We start from the raw sequence: 15,350 nt of genomic DNA, 5'->3' as shown, positions 1-15,350 counted from the left end.
GCTCTTGCAGAGCCGCTAACGCTTTTCATGTCGGCTCAAGCGCCGAAACGCCATATCCAATCGACCAAGAGAAGAAATGATATTTCCCAATCTTCAATTCCGTAACGGTTTTAACCTTCTTGTAATTATCAATTATCCATTATCAATTATCAATTATCCATTATCCATTATCCATTAATGAACCTCCCCACACTTTTTATCTAATTACACCGATGCTACCGGATTTGATCTAAAATCTTTCTCAAGTACCTAATTTATAGAAAGTATTAAAACAGTTTATACAAAATCAAAAAAAGTTATAGTTACAGAAACTAAAAAGGGAGTTTAATAATTAACAATTAATAATTACCGAAATATTGTGGTTTAAAGCCCCCCTTTTAAGGGGATAATAAATAAAAATTTTCCTGTTCGTCAATCCTCTTATTTTCAATGAGAGGTAATTCTAAATTCTTAATTCTAAATTCTTAATTCTTGAATCTTCCTTAATGATTTTTTTTATTTTTTCTCCTTAATTTAAGGAAAAGTTTTAGACCTTAATTATTTGGCATAGCAGTCGAAGTAAAGAGCGCGGAGATTACTAAATGCTGTTTAAGTTTGGGTAGCATCCCCTAGGAAAGCATTTCCGCAGGAAAAAATCAGTATTAATATGATAATCGCTATAAAAATCATCAAAAAATATTAATCATTATTCTCTAAAACAAAAATATAAATACGGCGATAAAAACCTAACTTTAATCTAACTTTTCTAAACAAACCAAAGCATTATAATCAGGTACACCTTCAATAGAACGTTTACCCTTATCTAATAACACATTTCCCTCCGGCCAATGTACTTGCAAATTACCAGGTTTCATCGGAGCTAGATAAACTCGCCCTGTTAATTCACCCAAATCATTTTTTAATGCCACATCATCTCCATCTTTTAACCCTAATTTTTCAGCATCAAAAGGATTAATTAAAACAGCTTCTCGTACAGCACCAGTAATTGCATCTTTTTGAGACTGCACCATACTATTAAACTGTTTACCGCGACGAGTTGCTACTAAAAAATATCCCTCTGGCACATCTTCTTTTGGTGGAGAAAGTATGGAAAATTTTGCCTTCCCATCAGGTGTGGGAAAATTCCAGCCAAAACATAAATGGGAACCTCCATATTGAAAATTATCTCCAGGTTCTTTCAAATGTTGAATACCCGAATATTGAGAAATTACCAAAGCAATTTCCTGACGAATTTCTTCAGTATTTTTAAACTCTAACTTATCTGCAAATTCCGGACGGACTAATTTTGCTAAATCCATAAATACTTTCCACTCCGGGCGAGCTTCCCCAATTCTATGACCTGGAATTTCCGGGCTAAAAATTACCCTTCTTTCCGTAGTAGTTTCTGTCACCCCTCCTGGAATTTCATAACGAGTTGTAGTAGGTAACAATATTACTGTTTCTCCTGGTTCAACTAACATTTGATTAGAGCAAACAATATCCTGATGTACTCGCAAAGGTACTCGTTTTATGGCAGCTTCTACATAATCTGGGTCTGGTAAAACTTCTAAAAAATTTCCCCCTACAGAAAACAAAACATCTAACTTTCCTTCCGAGGCATTATCAATCATTTCTGAAGCAATTAAACCAGGAGAACTCGGTACAGAAAAACCCCAAAGTTTGCTCATAACTTCGGCATTTTCAGGATTAATTTTTCTCCCTCCTGGAAATACCGTAGAATAACAACCCATTTCTGCTCCACCCTGCACTCCAGAATGACCCCGAATTGGCATTAAACCACAGCCTTCTCTACCAACAAAACCTTTAGTTAAAGCCAGATTAATAATAGCTCTAACATTATCTTCTCCACACTCATGTTGAGTAATTCCCATACTCCAAACAAATACAGCTTTTTCTGCTTTCCCAACCATTTTGGCAAAGGCATACATTTCATCGCGGGTGCTTCCCGAAAAGCGTTCTAATTCTGACCAAGATTGGGAATTTAATGAAGCTTTTAATTCCTCAAACTGATTAGTATAATTATCTATAAAATTTTTATCAACCCAATCATTTGCAATTAAATGCTTAATAGTGCCGTTGATAAATGCCATATCTCCATTGAGATTAACTAAAAAGAAATCTTCGGCAAATTTAGTTCCAAACAAAGCACTCTCCGGAATAGACGGAACCCAATAACGTTCCATCCCCGGTTCCCGATAAGTGTTGATCACAACAATTTTTGTGCCAGCTTTTTTTGCCCAGTGCAAATATTTAACAGTAACAGGTTGATTATTTGCGACATTGGAACCAATAAATACTAATAAATCTGTACCGATCCAGTCTTTATAAGAACAAGTAGTAGCAGCAGCACCAATAGTAGTTTTCAGCGCTCCGGTACTAGGAGAATGACAAATACGAGCAGCATTGTCAACGTTATTAGTGCCGATCGCCCGTGCAGCTTTTTGGGCAGCATAATAAGTTTCATTGACGGTACCACGACTGGTAAGATAGAAACCTGTACGATCTGGGTGGGTAGTTTTGAGGCGATCACTAATTACCCCCAATGCTTCATCCCAACTAATTCGCCGAAACCCTTTGTCACCTTTATCACGGCGCATCGGGTAAGGCAGTCGCCCCATTTCTCGCAGTTCTCCACTACTTTTATTTTGCAGTTGAGAAACATCTGCCAGTATTTCTGGGTTAAATGCTGCCATAGTATTCAGGCGCAATAGTCGGAGGCGGACGTTACATAGATGAAAACCATCAAGAGTCCAGTCTTTCATACCCGTTGTACCTAGGGAACAACCATCGCATACTCCTTTGCTAAGTATTTCCCAAGCGTAGGGAAGTTGGTCAAGGTTTTCTATTCCAGCGCGGATGAGTTCCCAGTAGTTATTTGGGTATTGTTCGCCAATACCAAAGGGTTTCCAACTTGCCCAGATTTTCGGATTCCAGATTTTGTTTGGCTTGGGTAACATAATTGATTTAGCTGGGATGGTGCTTTATTATTAGTTGATATACTTTGATTAATTCTTTACCACGACTTAGCTAATTTTTTAGATTAACTTAATACAATCTTAATAGTGTTATACCAAGCGTGATAAATGTTTGTTACAGATTTGTAGAAGTAAGGAAGAGGGAAGAAGCAAGAAGGAAGAAGGAATAAATATTGAAGAAAAAAAAGGGGAAAATGTATAGATATACCTGTCTAAAATGAATTGGAGAAACGCTTTTTAACCATTCCGATCAAGATGGAAATTTTTGTAGCATTATTTTTTCAAACTGGTATTATGCTAATTCTCATTCTTGGTAAGATATATAACTATAACCGATGGTGGTGCATTGTAATGGTGATCTATTGTAATTATTTTAGTCAAGGGAACAGTGGGAGCATCTTGCTCCCATGAAGTGGCTTTGTTCATCTGATGCCTGTTCAGTAAGCTCAAACTAATTTAAAAGGTTAAAAGCTTATTGCTAAGTACCAGAAATATTCCAATTATCTAAAACTTGCTGTAATTTTTCATCACTAAAATCATTAATAACAATACTTGCTCCTACCTCTAATAAAGATTCAGGTTCATGGGTAGAAGCAACTCCTATTGTATAAATTCCTGCTGCAACTGCCGACTTAATTCCAGAACGAGAATCTTCAAAAACAATTGCTTCTTCTGGGGAAATTTCCAATTTTTCTAAACCTAATTTATAAGGTGCAGGGTCAGGTTTTCCCACAGTCATTACTCCACCTAATATTACTAATGGAAAAGTATCTGTTAGCTGCAAAACATCTAACATAAATTCAGCATTTTCTGGAGGTGCATTTGTCACAACTGCTTTGTGGAGTTTTTGCTTTTCTAACCATTCAATAAATTCTAATAATCCTGTTAATGGTTTTAAGTTTAAGGCAATTTCTCGAAATTTTTCTTCCTTATAATTTGCTAGTTCTTCTGCTTCTGTGGTTGATAGTTGTGGTAGTAAATCTTGAATAATTGCTGGATTGGTTCTACCACTAATATGTTGTTTATAAGAGTTATGGTCAATTGCTACTCCGTGATTATTTAAAATTTCTTTCCAGGTTTGGTAATGCAAGGGGTCTGTATTTGCTAGGGTGCCATCGAGGTCGAACAAAATTGCTTTGAGCATCTTATTTATTTGGGTAGATAATGTTTACTTTTGTGGTTCTGAAAAGAGAATTTTTCAGAGAATTGAGAATAGTTTGAGCTTTTATTGCGTATAGCGCAATAAGAATTTTTGCTTAGTATTTTCTAGATTTCTGGGAAATTTTGGGAAGGGAGGAAAAGTTAACTCCGGCGGTAGTATCAGATTTCTATTTCTGAATTAGTATTTTCTAGATTTCTGGGAAATTTTGGGAGGGGAGGAAAAGTTGACTCTGGCGGTAGTATCAGATTTCTATTTCTGAATTTGTCTCTATTGCGCAATACGCAATAGAAATTTTTGCTTAGTATTTTCTAGATTTCTGGGAAATTTTGGGAAGGGAGGAAAAGTTAACTCCGGCGGTAGTATCAGATTTCTATTTCTGAATTAGTATTTTCTAGATTTCTGGGAAATTTTGGGAGGGGAGGAAAAGTTGACTCTGGCGGTAGTATCAGATTTCTATTTCTGAATTTGTCTCTGTTGCGCAATACGCAATAGAAGTTTTTGCTTAGTATTTTCTGATTTCTGGGAAAAATTTGTCGAAGGTGGGAAGAGTCACCTCTGGCGGTAGTATCAAATTTCTATTTTGGATTTAGCTCTATTGCGCAATACGCAATAGAAGTTTTTGCCTAGTATTTTCTGATTTCTGGGAAAAATTTGTCGAAGGTGGGAAGAGTCAAGCCCGACGTTAGTATCAAATTTCTATTTCTGATTTAGCTCTATTGCGCAATACGCAATAGAAGTTTTTACCTCGTATTTTCTGATTTCTGGGAAAAATTTACCGGAGATAGGAAGAGTCACCTCTAGGGTTAGTATCAAATTTCTATTTCTGATTTGTCTCTATTGCGCAATACGCAATAGAAGTTTTTACCTCGTATTTTCTGATTTCTGGGAAAAATTTGTGGGAGGTGGGAAAAGTCACCTCTGGGGCTAGTATCAAATTTCTATTTCTGATTTGTCTCTATTGCGCAATACGCAATAGAAATTTTTACCTAGTATTTTCTGATTTCTGGGAAAAATTTACCGGAGATAGGAAGAGTCACCTCTAGGGTTAGTATCAAATTTCTATTTCTGATTTGTCTCTATTGCGCAATACGCAATAGAAGTTTTTACCTCGTATTTTCTGATTTCTGGGAAAAATTTACCGGAGATAGGAAGAGTCACCTCTGGGGTTAGTATCAAATTTCTATTTCTGATTTGTCTCTATTGCGCAATACGCAATAGAAGTTTTTACCTCGTATTTTCTGATTTCTGGGAAAAATTTACCGGAGATAGGAAGAGTCACCTCTGGGGTTAGTATCAAATTTCTATTTCTGATTTGTCTCTATTGCGCAATACGCAATAGAAGTTTTTACCTCGTATTTTCTGATTTCTGGGAAAAATTTACCGGAGATAGGAAGAGTCACCTCTGGGGTTAGTATCAAATTTCTATTTCTGATTTAGCTCTATTGCGCAATAGGCAATAGAAATTTTTGCCTAGTATTTTCTGATTTCTAGGAAAAATTTGTCGGAGGTAGTCCGTAGGGGTTTGGTCTCCAAACACTTTTTCTATTTCTGATTTGTCTCTCTTCCCCAATAATCAGAAAACTGCTCATCTCCCTCCGGTTCGTATGCGCTTCAGAAAATGCAAATAAGATTTGTCTCTCTTCCACAATAATCAGAAAATTGCTCACCCCCCTCCGGTTCGCATGCGCTTGAGAAAATGCAACTATTATTTCCCTCTCCCCATACGAAATTATGATTTGTCGGTAGTTTCCATCCCCTGAATAATTTTCATAGTTTCGACACTAACAGTACAAACTTTTTGTAGTAGGTCAATGACTGTTTCTTTGTAGTCAGCAAAACGATAGGTATTAAATTTTTCAGCGATGGTTTTGTCTCTGGGTTTTTTCTCTTTATATTGGTCTAATATCCACTCCAAAGCACTCCGGTTTCCGAGTCGATATTCCCAGGCAATTTTGGGAATTTTTTCTAATGTTGTGATGGTATCTATTAATATTTTGTCTTTGGTTTTATCTGCTTTAAGTTTTGGTTTGGGAGTGGGAGATTTTTCGGGAGTTGGTAAGTCGATGCGAGTTAATGGAAAAGGTTTAATAGTTTCATAGTTGATGTGTAAGTCGATTAATTTTTTTCCCCATTTTACCCACTGTTGAAAATTTTCATAGAAGGGGAGGCGGGGAAATTCTCGTTTGAGATTTTGTTCATATTTTTGACGGTAGGTGGGGTGGTGTAAGACGGCGTAGGTGTAGTGGAAAATGTCGAGTTTTTTGATTTTTTTATTGTTGTAATGGGATTGGAATTTTTGCAGACTCCAGTCGGTAATATTTTCGTGGCGGTTTCCGTTTTCATCGTAGTAATAAAAAGGCAGACATTGAGAGTCACCTGTAAAATGTAAATCAATTATTGAGTTGCTAGATAAACAATGAAAAGGTTTTGAATTTCCTAAAGCTGCAAAAGCTATATATTTATTGTCTAAATTTTCTTCCTGGAAAATCTCAAACCACTGATAAGTCATTCCATTAAAATGCTTATCAAAATAGAAAAATTGTTTCACATAAGGTCGATACAGACTTCTGAATATTTTCTCACGCTCAAATTTTTTAGAAATTTTTTTACCGAGATATTTTGTTAATTCCCTATCCCACTTAATAGTCATCCTCTCGGCATAATCTTCATCTTTAAAAGTCTGCTGATAAACCTCAATCAAATACTTCACTTTTTCTAAAAGCGCATCTTCAGAAAAATCATAAACCCATTCATCTCGCTGAGTCTTTATTCCAGAGGAAAATAACTTAAAAACAGCTTCTTGAGATTTTCCACTTTTGACATCTTTATCAATTAAAGGCAAAAGTTCATCAAAGTCATTGTCAGTCAAATTTAACCAATTATGGCGTTTATCAGGAATAATATGTTCAAAATCAATATCAGCAAATTTAGTTGCAGATAAAAAATTTAATTTATTCTCTCTTAGTTCGTGAATATGAAAAGGATGACTGTAATATATTCGATTTCTTGCTGTTTGTTCTTGACTATCCTTAACCAAAAAAGATATGACAATTCCTGTCATTGCAGAAATTCCAAATATAGTATGCTTTTCTCCTATAAAAATACCATCCTTACCTGAAATTGCTCTAACATTACCTCCTAAGTCAAGAAAATAAGCATAAGAAAATTCCTCATTTATTACTTTTCTAAATCCATCAAAAGCACGACCATCTAAAAAAGAAGAATTAGTAATAAAACAAATTACGCCTTGTTTACCTAACCTATCCGACGCCCAACGAATAAATCGAGTGTACATATCATAAACAACAATTTGATTCTGTGCCTTACCCTGCTTAATATAAGTTTCCTTAATTCTCTTATCAATGTCTTTGTAAATTCTATTAGCATTATTTTGATTAAAATTTTCTTGCTTCGCATTATAAGGAGGATTACCAATAATCACCGAAATTTTAGAATCATTTTGCCGTTTAATCCTCTCAGTATTTTCCACCGTCATCGCAAATAAATCTAATTGTTTATACTTAAACGAACTATGGTCTAAAGTATCAACAAAACAAATATTATTAAATTCCCGATAGTCCTCCATTTTCTGCTGATAAGTATATTCAATATTCAAATTCGCAATGTAATAAGGCAAAATTGCCACCTCATTACAAAAAATCTCATTCTCATACTTATACTCCAACTTATTCTTAGGCAAATACTCAATCAACTCCGTCACAAAAGTACCAGTTCCTGTTGCCGGGTCGAGAATTTTTACCCCCGAATCACATAACAACTTCCCAAAATGTTTATCCACCAAATAATCCACACTTTCAATCATAAATCTGACAATTTCCGAAGGAGTATAAACAATTCCCAATCTATCAGCACCCAGAGGATTATAAGACTTATAAAAATTCTCATAAACCACCTTCAAAAATTCCTGCTTTTCGTGATGATTATAGATACTCGCTGCCTTGCTTTTTATCACCCCATAATAACGCTCAATCGAACTTAAAATATTTCGGCGAGTCGTGCCAGTAAAAAAAGTATTTAAAACAGCCTCTAATTCTCTAGCAATATTATTCTCTCGGTGAAACTGAGACTCATTAAAAATATTCAGAAAAATATCCTCAGTCAAGATGTGTTGAATAATCATTTCCTGCACATCAAACAAACTAACTTCAGGATTAATCGAATCTCGACAAATAGTCAAAAACTTATCCCTAGCTTGACAAAACTTCTGATTCTTTTTCGACTGTTCAGCAATTAAATCTCGTAAACTTTCTAAAATAGTAGGTAAATCTGATTGAAAAGTAGTAATAGCCTCTCTAAAATCCTTAACCTCCGGGCGAATATAATTAATAAAAGCATTAATAATTCCATCCAAAGCTTCAGGATTTTTCATTGAAACTCTAGAAGCTTCTGCCCCTGCTTGAATCAAAACAGCCGTCTGTGAATCCTCAAACAAAATATTATCGTCAGGATAACCTTTATCTAACTTCCTATCAATTTCCTCATCCAAAACATCATACTCATCCTTACTTTCCCAGAACCCCCAATCAAGACGCAAAGCATCCTTAACCGTTCCATCAGGAGTCACCTTTTTCCCAGTCTTAGTCTTATAGTCTAGTTCTGGGATTAACATAAAATCCCTAGTTTTACAATACTCATTTAATAGATTTTGAAACGCAAACCGAATCGAACTTTCATTCCGAGAACCGCCATATTGAATGATGCGTTCGACTTCGGTATAGTATTGATTAATTAATAGTTGAGACATAGTTTTAAGAAGGAAGAAGTAAGAAGTAAGTAGTCGGAAGCAAGAAGTAATATCATGTTTAGATAATTACTTATAATAAAGTTTTTGTTTGTAGAATAGCTCTCAGCCCTATCTACAGTTGGGGCTGAAGCCCTACTACGAACTTTAATTATAAAAACTATTTAACCGAACATAATATAAGTAGTGGGAAGTAAGAAGTAAGTGGTCGAAAGGAAGAAATAATAGCATTTTGAACAAAGAATTTTACGAACAGAAAGAATTTTACGAACAGTAAGTATGATTAAAAGACTTCCTGAAAAATGGTATGTAAATCCTCTCTCTTCTTACTTTTTAGTGATTTAGGTTTAATCACTATTTCAATATCTTAATCTAGATAATTCAGAAACTGAAATAATTGGTCAGAATCAAATTCTGGCAACAGACAATTGATAAGTCTCGAAATTTTTTCTTCACTAATACCTAATAATTCTGATGCTGTAGCAAGAGTTAATTGACGTTCATTAATTAATTCACATATACGATTAGCAATTTTTGCCTTAGCTAGACTTTTTTCACCATTATTAATACCTAAATCAGCAAATACATTACTACTACTTGTAATTACTGGAATTTTATTACTCATTATTATTATTTCCAGGAAATTGGTATAAAAAGCAAGAAGGAAGAATTTATTAATGGATAATGAATAATGAATCTGGTTAAAATCGAAAGGATGGAACCAAGTGGGGAAATCTTATTTCTTTTTTCTCCTGAAAAGGAGAGGCTTTAAACCCAATGGATTAATTATCAATTATCAATTATCAATTATCCATTATCCATTATCCATTATTAATTTAATACTTCCGTTCCTGTGGTTCAAACATAGTTATTGCCACAGGTCGATAACTAATATCAATTCCCGCCAAGGAATAATACGCCAAACTATGCTGTAAAAACCTCTCATCATTTCGTTGCGGAAAATCTTCTCGACTATGAGCGCCTCTACTTTCCTGACGACTCAACGCCGAACTTAAAATTGTCTCACCCACAACAATAATACTCCGCAACTCCAACGCCTCAATAATTTCCGTATTCCAGGACTTACCCTTATCATCCAAATAAACCTGCTGATATTGTTCCTGCAACTTCTCCAACTTTTCCAACCCCTGCTGCATTAAATCCTGGGAACGAAACACACCACAATGCTCACTCATGGCATCCTGAAACTGCTGCCGTAAAAAATCAATGCGATATTTTCCAGAGCGCTCTAACAACCCCTGAACTTGTTCCCGCGCCTCCTCTAAATAACGTTGTTCCTCAATATCAGGTAACTTTCTACCTTCTACAAACTCAGCCATCGCTGCTCCAGTGCGTCGCCCATAAACCACACATTCCAACAAAGAATTACTTCCCAAACGGTTCGCTCCATGTACAGAAACACAAGCACATTCCCCCGCAGCAAACAACCCATCCACCAAACCATCGGCACTCCCCAAAACTCTACCATCAGTATTAGTTGGAATGCCACCCATAGAATAATGAGCGGTCGGACGTACTGGCATCGGTTTGTTCACCGCATCAATACCTACAAGGCGATGAGCCTCTTCCCAAGCAAACGGCACCTTACTCATAATTTTTTCCCGACCCATGTGTCGCAGATCCAGATAAATAAACGGACCTCCCGCACTACCATCCATATGAATTCCCCGACCAGCACGAATTTCCAAAGTAATAGCACGGGAAGTAATATCACGAGGTGCCAACTCCATCCGACTAGGAGCATAATTTTTCATAAAGCGATCGCCTTCACTATTAAGTAGATAAGCACCCTCTCCGCGCACCGCTTCAGAAATTAAAACCCCTGCTGGATATAAACCAGTAGGATGAAACTGCACAAACTCCATATCTTGCAGAGGCAACCCCGCCATTGCTGCCATTGCCAAACCGTCGCCAGTCGAAGCATAATCATTGGAAGTAGTATTAAATACCCGACCATAACCACCAGTAGCAAACATTACCGCTTTTGCTCGGAGTACAACTATTTCCCCATCCAAAATATGATACATAACTAAGCCTTTTGCCTGACCTTCTTCCAAGATCAGACGCATGACATACCATTCCTGATATACTTTTACCCCATTACGCTGGAGGTTATTTACCAACTCATGCAAAATAGCATGACCAGTTTTATCCGCAGCATAACAAGTGCGGTTGTGGGAGTGACCGCCGAAAGGACGTTGAGCAATACGACCATCTGGCAACCGGGAAAATAATACTCCTAAATGTTCCAGATCAATAATTACATCTGGTGCTTCCTTGGCTAAAATTTCTACTGCGTCTTGGTCTGCCAAATAGTCAGAACCTTTAACAGTGTCAAAAGCATGAGCTTTCCAACTATCTTCTGTATCTACATTTTGGAGTGAAGCTGCTATTCCCCCTTGAGCAGCGACAGAGTGGGAACGAATGGGGTGAGTTTTGGCAACCACCGCTACATTTAAACTAGGGTTTTTGCGAGCTATTTCCACAGCAGCCCGACTACCAGCGAGACCGCCACCTACTATAATTATGTCGTGTTCTAACATTAGCTAAATATTAGGTATTTTTGTTCTTTTATCATCTTACATTTTACATTTATAGTAGGTAAAGTAAAGTAATTTATGGTAAAAATTTGTCTAAAATTCTCCACAAAAATTATTTTCTATTCTCTGAAACTAATTTAAAATCAAAGCTACCTAATTATATTATTTTCTAGCTTTTTTTCTTCCTCCCTATTCCCTATTCCTATAAAAACCTACCTGTCATTATCCAGGCAGGTTTTTAATACTTTTAGATTCTTGATTAATTTAAGAATTAAGTAATTTTCAAGTCACGAAATAAAGACTCAAAATATTTAGCCTAGAGATGTTGCTGTTTGCTGACCAGGTGTTGACATTTCAACTTGCTCTTCCTCATTCGGGTCTACTGAAGAGACTTCAATATGATTTAATAGGGTAGTTACGAAAGAAAATAAAAGGAAGGGTAGAGACAAGACAACAACTAGAGCAATAGCTCCCAGAGCATAGAGTTGGTTACTGCTAGTCCAAAGGGCAACTCCTCCAGCAATGCTCAAGAATACTACTATCAACCAAACAATAATCTGGCCATAAATGTCGCCGAAGGTTAGGGTGCAACTAAGCCGATATTTTTGGAAATTATTCATCATTTTACCTCGTTACATTACTTCAAATTTATAGGTTAGACCGCTTGTCAAACTAAGGTAAGATTTCTCAAGATTTTGATCGGAATTGTTACGATACTTTACATTAATATAGTCATCAATATTATGATTTTTGTTTAATTTTATACTGATCATACTGAAATTTTAATTCTGAAGAAAAAATAAAGAAAAAACAAACTATTTTATTTTCAAAGGGGAGCTTCTTGAGAAGAATTTTCCATATTTCATATATTATCAGAGGAAATACAAATCTTTGTATTTCCTAAAGTTAGTTGACATTTAATCTAACCAAATTTCCCACCAAGAACCTGATTTAGATTCTGATGATGTAACTGGTTTAATCTTATTAATTTTTTCCCCTCGACTAATCTTAGCTTCTGCTTCTTCTTTTGCTTCTTCTTTACTTCCTGCTTCAACTATGATATCTCTACGGTTTAGTGTGACACGATATTTCATATTTTTTTACCTCTTCGTTTATAACTATTCAGATGGAATCGATCATATCATGTGCCTTGAAAAATATGAAAACCGGGTTCATGTCATTTCAAACCCGGTTTTTTAACTATTTTATTTTTTTATAGAACATTTTATGTAAGTATTTAGATATTAGCATTCAGCTTTCATTTGTTGCTAATAAATTTTTCATTTGCTGCGGAATGCTTACATTTTTGTCAACTTAATTTTTCCTTCATTTTAGGAATATTCCTAAATTTTTTTCTGGTAACTAACCATTAGAATATTAGATTAAACAGGTTTAGTTAAATCAGCACAATAAATATCATTTACTACTTGAGAATTAATATTTACAGGTTCCATATCTGATGATTCTGATAGCTTCCTATTTATAGGGTGAAATTTTACTTTTTTACAAACAACCTGAGAATTACTTATAGAGGCATAATCCCAAGTAAAAATTTCTGAATCTCTGATTGTTGCATTAGCTGGGGATCTAACAAATCCACTTATTAAGACTAATTCTAGGGTTATTAAAGCAATGATTATGTATTTCCACATAGATCCTCCTAAATTTATTTTAAATAATTAGTTTTAAGTACACAATTTTAAGCTTATCTATATTATCTCATGGTTTTTCTTTCAGTGTCAAGATAGTCGATCCTTTTAAGCAGGAAATGCCTACCAATGGATAATTGATAATTAATCCTCAAAGGTTTAAACTATTTCAACAGAAAAAAAGCTTACGATATTTCCCGATCTTCAATTCCGTTATAGTTTTCCTTGAGGTAATTATCCATTATTCATTATCCATTAATTAACTAATACCTGCGATTAATTTTATTTCTAGCAAATAATACTAAAGAATAGTCAATAGCTTGATCGGAATTTGAAACAACTACAAATTGATAATAACCAGATTTTCTTGTTTCACCTATCCATTGATTTTCTGGAGAATCTTCTATTAATCCTCTAGACCTACGGCGATAATTTTTAGGAGGATAAATTGATAATAAAGCTTCTGGAGAATTAGCTTCTAATCTGACTCGCAAAATTTGTTCATCTTGTAACCAAGCTAGATAAATTTTACCTTCCCCTGGTTGGAGAGTACCGTTGATAACTTGGCGAAACGAACCTCGTGGAAAACGAACTTCTTCTAGGGATTTTCTACTTTGTAAATCTTTCATTGTATCAGTAGCGATCGCTTGCCAAACTTGACCTATTGGTAAACCAATGAGGTTTTGACCCCGGGTTTGCTCCGAAAACAAATCAAGAAATTGAGCATCCGTCAAATCATTAAAAGCAGCACTACTAATATTTAGTCTCCTCAGTTGAGATCGCCATCGATAAATATCATCTTTACTATAATTACCTAACCTGCGACGAGTTTCTGGACTTAGTGTTTCTAGTTTGTCTGCTAACTTATTAGCTATTGCATACCATCGCTCCTGCCATAATTTATCTTCTGAAGTTTTATTACTCAAAATTTGCCCTCTTTTTTGAGGATACTGACTGTAGAAAAATTCATCTACTAAGGGAAAAAAGAAAGATTGATCAATACCTAATTGTTGGAGGCGATCGCTCAATTTTTCTGGTTTCTCATTTACAATTCTATTTTGATTAGATGCGTATTCTAACCAAAAATTACCAGCTATCCAACCTACCCCTCCCATACTAAATATTGTCACTAATACTAATAAAATTGTTGACCAAATAGAAGATTTTTTGGCAACATCAGTAGTAAGAGGAACTTGGGAAACTGACATAGTAGTTACATTGGAGAGTTTACCTGCAGTAACAGGAGGAGTGGAAACAACATCTGGTGGTGCTTGGGTAGTAGCTAAGTCAATGCTAGATGATATATTTTCTAACGCTTCAATAACTTGACGAGCGTTTTTAAAACGAGCGCTCGGTTTAAAAGCTAGCATCTTATCTAATATATTTCCCAGTTTTTCACTAATACTAATTTCCTTGCGCCAGTTAAAAGTTAAGTTTTGAGCATCTATCAAAAAAGAGGGTTCTTTTCCAGTTAGTAAAACTAAAGCTGTTGCTGCTAAAGCATATAGATCGCTGTCATTATTGATAACTCCTAGTTGCATTTGTTCATCTGGAGCATATCCTAATTTTCCTAACTTTGTTGCTTGAGGTAAAATACCACCTCTTTTGTGAGCATACTCAGAGGCGACTTTTGTTGCGGTTTCTTTTACTCCACCAAAATCAATTAATACTGGCAATTTGTCAGAAGTTTGTAGAATTATATTATCTGGAGAAATATCGCGGTGAATAACTCCTAAGTTATGAATATATTCCAACACTGGTAATAGTTGCAGCAAAAATTTTTTGACTTCTGTTTCGCTAAAAAGTTTGCCTTGAAGTTTGCGGTTTTCTAATAAAGCACGATAAGTTTTACCTTCTATATAATCTTGTACTAAAAATAGATATCCTTCCCCATTTAATTTATAGCGAAACATTTCTCGGAACCCAGGAATTTGTGGATGTCGTAATTTGTATAGTACACCTGCTTCCCGTTCAAATAGTTCCTGAGATTTTTGTAAAGCGTAGCTACCGTGAACTTGAGGGGCAAATTCTTTTAGGACGCAGAGTTCCTGGAAACGGTGGTTATCTTCTGCCAGGTAGGTACGTCCAAAACCACCATGTCCTAATTGTTTGATAATTTTATAGCGATCTGTGAGTATTAGACCTGGATATATAGGGTTATTCATAAAAATAATAGCTAGTTTCAGCCTAAATTAAGTTCTATTATTATATATATTCGGTTCACCTAACCTGACAAAAGTT

At 35.4% G+C, this 15,350-nt stretch carries 9 protein-coding genes; all 9 read right to left on the bottom strand.

The features are described 5' to 3' along the window. Positions 1-731 precede the first annotated feature (731 nt). Positions 732-2,957: an FdhF/YdeP family oxidoreductase gene (locus ACP6PL_RS12645; protein WP_426545614.1), complete on the bottom strand. Its 2,226-nt coding sequence runs from the start codon at positions 2,955-2,957 to the stop codon at positions 732-734. Positions 2,958-3,453: 496 nt separating this feature from the next. Further along, positions 3,454-4,119 carry an HAD family hydrolase gene (locus tag ACP6PL_RS12640; RefSeq protein WP_426545613.1) on the bottom strand — a complete coding sequence of 222 codons (666 nt, stop codon included), beginning with the start codon at positions 4,117-4,119 and terminating at the stop codon, positions 3,454-3,456. A 1,747-nt stretch (positions 4,120-5,866) separates the two neighbouring features. Next, positions 5,867-8,902: a type ISP restriction/modification enzyme gene (locus ACP6PL_RS12635; protein WP_426545612.1), complete on the bottom strand. Its 3,036-nt coding sequence runs from the start codon at positions 8,900-8,902 to the stop codon at positions 5,867-5,869. A 364-nt stretch (positions 8,903-9,266) separates the two neighbouring features. Next, complete coding sequence (locus ACP6PL_RS12630) at positions 9,267-9,524, bottom strand: helix-turn-helix domain-containing protein (RefSeq protein WP_426545611.1); 258 nt, start codon at positions 9,522-9,524, stop codon at positions 9,267-9,269. A 211-nt stretch (positions 9,525-9,735) separates the two neighbouring features. After that, positions 9,736-11,463 (bottom strand): succinate dehydrogenase/fumarate reductase flavoprotein subunit, encoded by a 1,728-nt coding sequence (locus ACP6PL_RS12625; RefSeq protein WP_426545610.1) that lies wholly within the window; start codon positions 11,461-11,463, stop codon positions 9,736-9,738. 308 nt (positions 11,464-11,771) lie between these two features. After that, positions 11,772-12,080 carry a hypothetical protein gene (locus ACP6PL_RS12620; protein ID WP_426545617.1) on the bottom strand — a complete coding sequence of 103 codons (309 nt, stop codon included), beginning with the start codon at positions 12,078-12,080 and terminating at the stop codon, positions 11,772-11,774. A 297-nt stretch (positions 12,081-12,377) separates the two neighbouring features. Continuing rightward, positions 12,378-12,554 carry a hypothetical protein gene (locus tag ACP6PL_RS12615; protein ID WP_426545609.1) on the bottom strand — a complete coding sequence of 59 codons (177 nt, stop codon included), beginning with the start codon at positions 12,552-12,554 and terminating at the stop codon, positions 12,378-12,380. Between the two features lie 288 nt (positions 12,555-12,842). After that, complete coding sequence (locus tag ACP6PL_RS12610) at positions 12,843-13,112, bottom strand: hypothetical protein (protein ID WP_426545608.1); 270 nt, start codon at positions 13,110-13,112, stop codon at positions 12,843-12,845. Between the two features lie 260 nt (positions 13,113-13,372). Then, positions 13,373-15,274 carry a protein kinase domain-containing protein gene (locus tag ACP6PL_RS12605; protein ID WP_426545607.1) on the bottom strand — a complete coding sequence of 634 codons (1,902 nt, stop codon included), beginning with the start codon at positions 15,272-15,274 and terminating at the stop codon, positions 13,373-13,375. Positions 15,275-15,350: the final 76 nt, after the last annotated feature.

Origin of the sequence: Dapis purpurea BLCC-M126, from assembly GCF_050015975.1 — a bacterium.
GTDB lineage: Bacteria > Cyanobacteriota > Cyanobacteriia > Cyanobacteriales > Microcoleaceae > Trichodesmium.
Note: the sequence above shows the minus strand (reverse complement) of the source record. Positions and strands in the feature narration are given on the sequence as shown.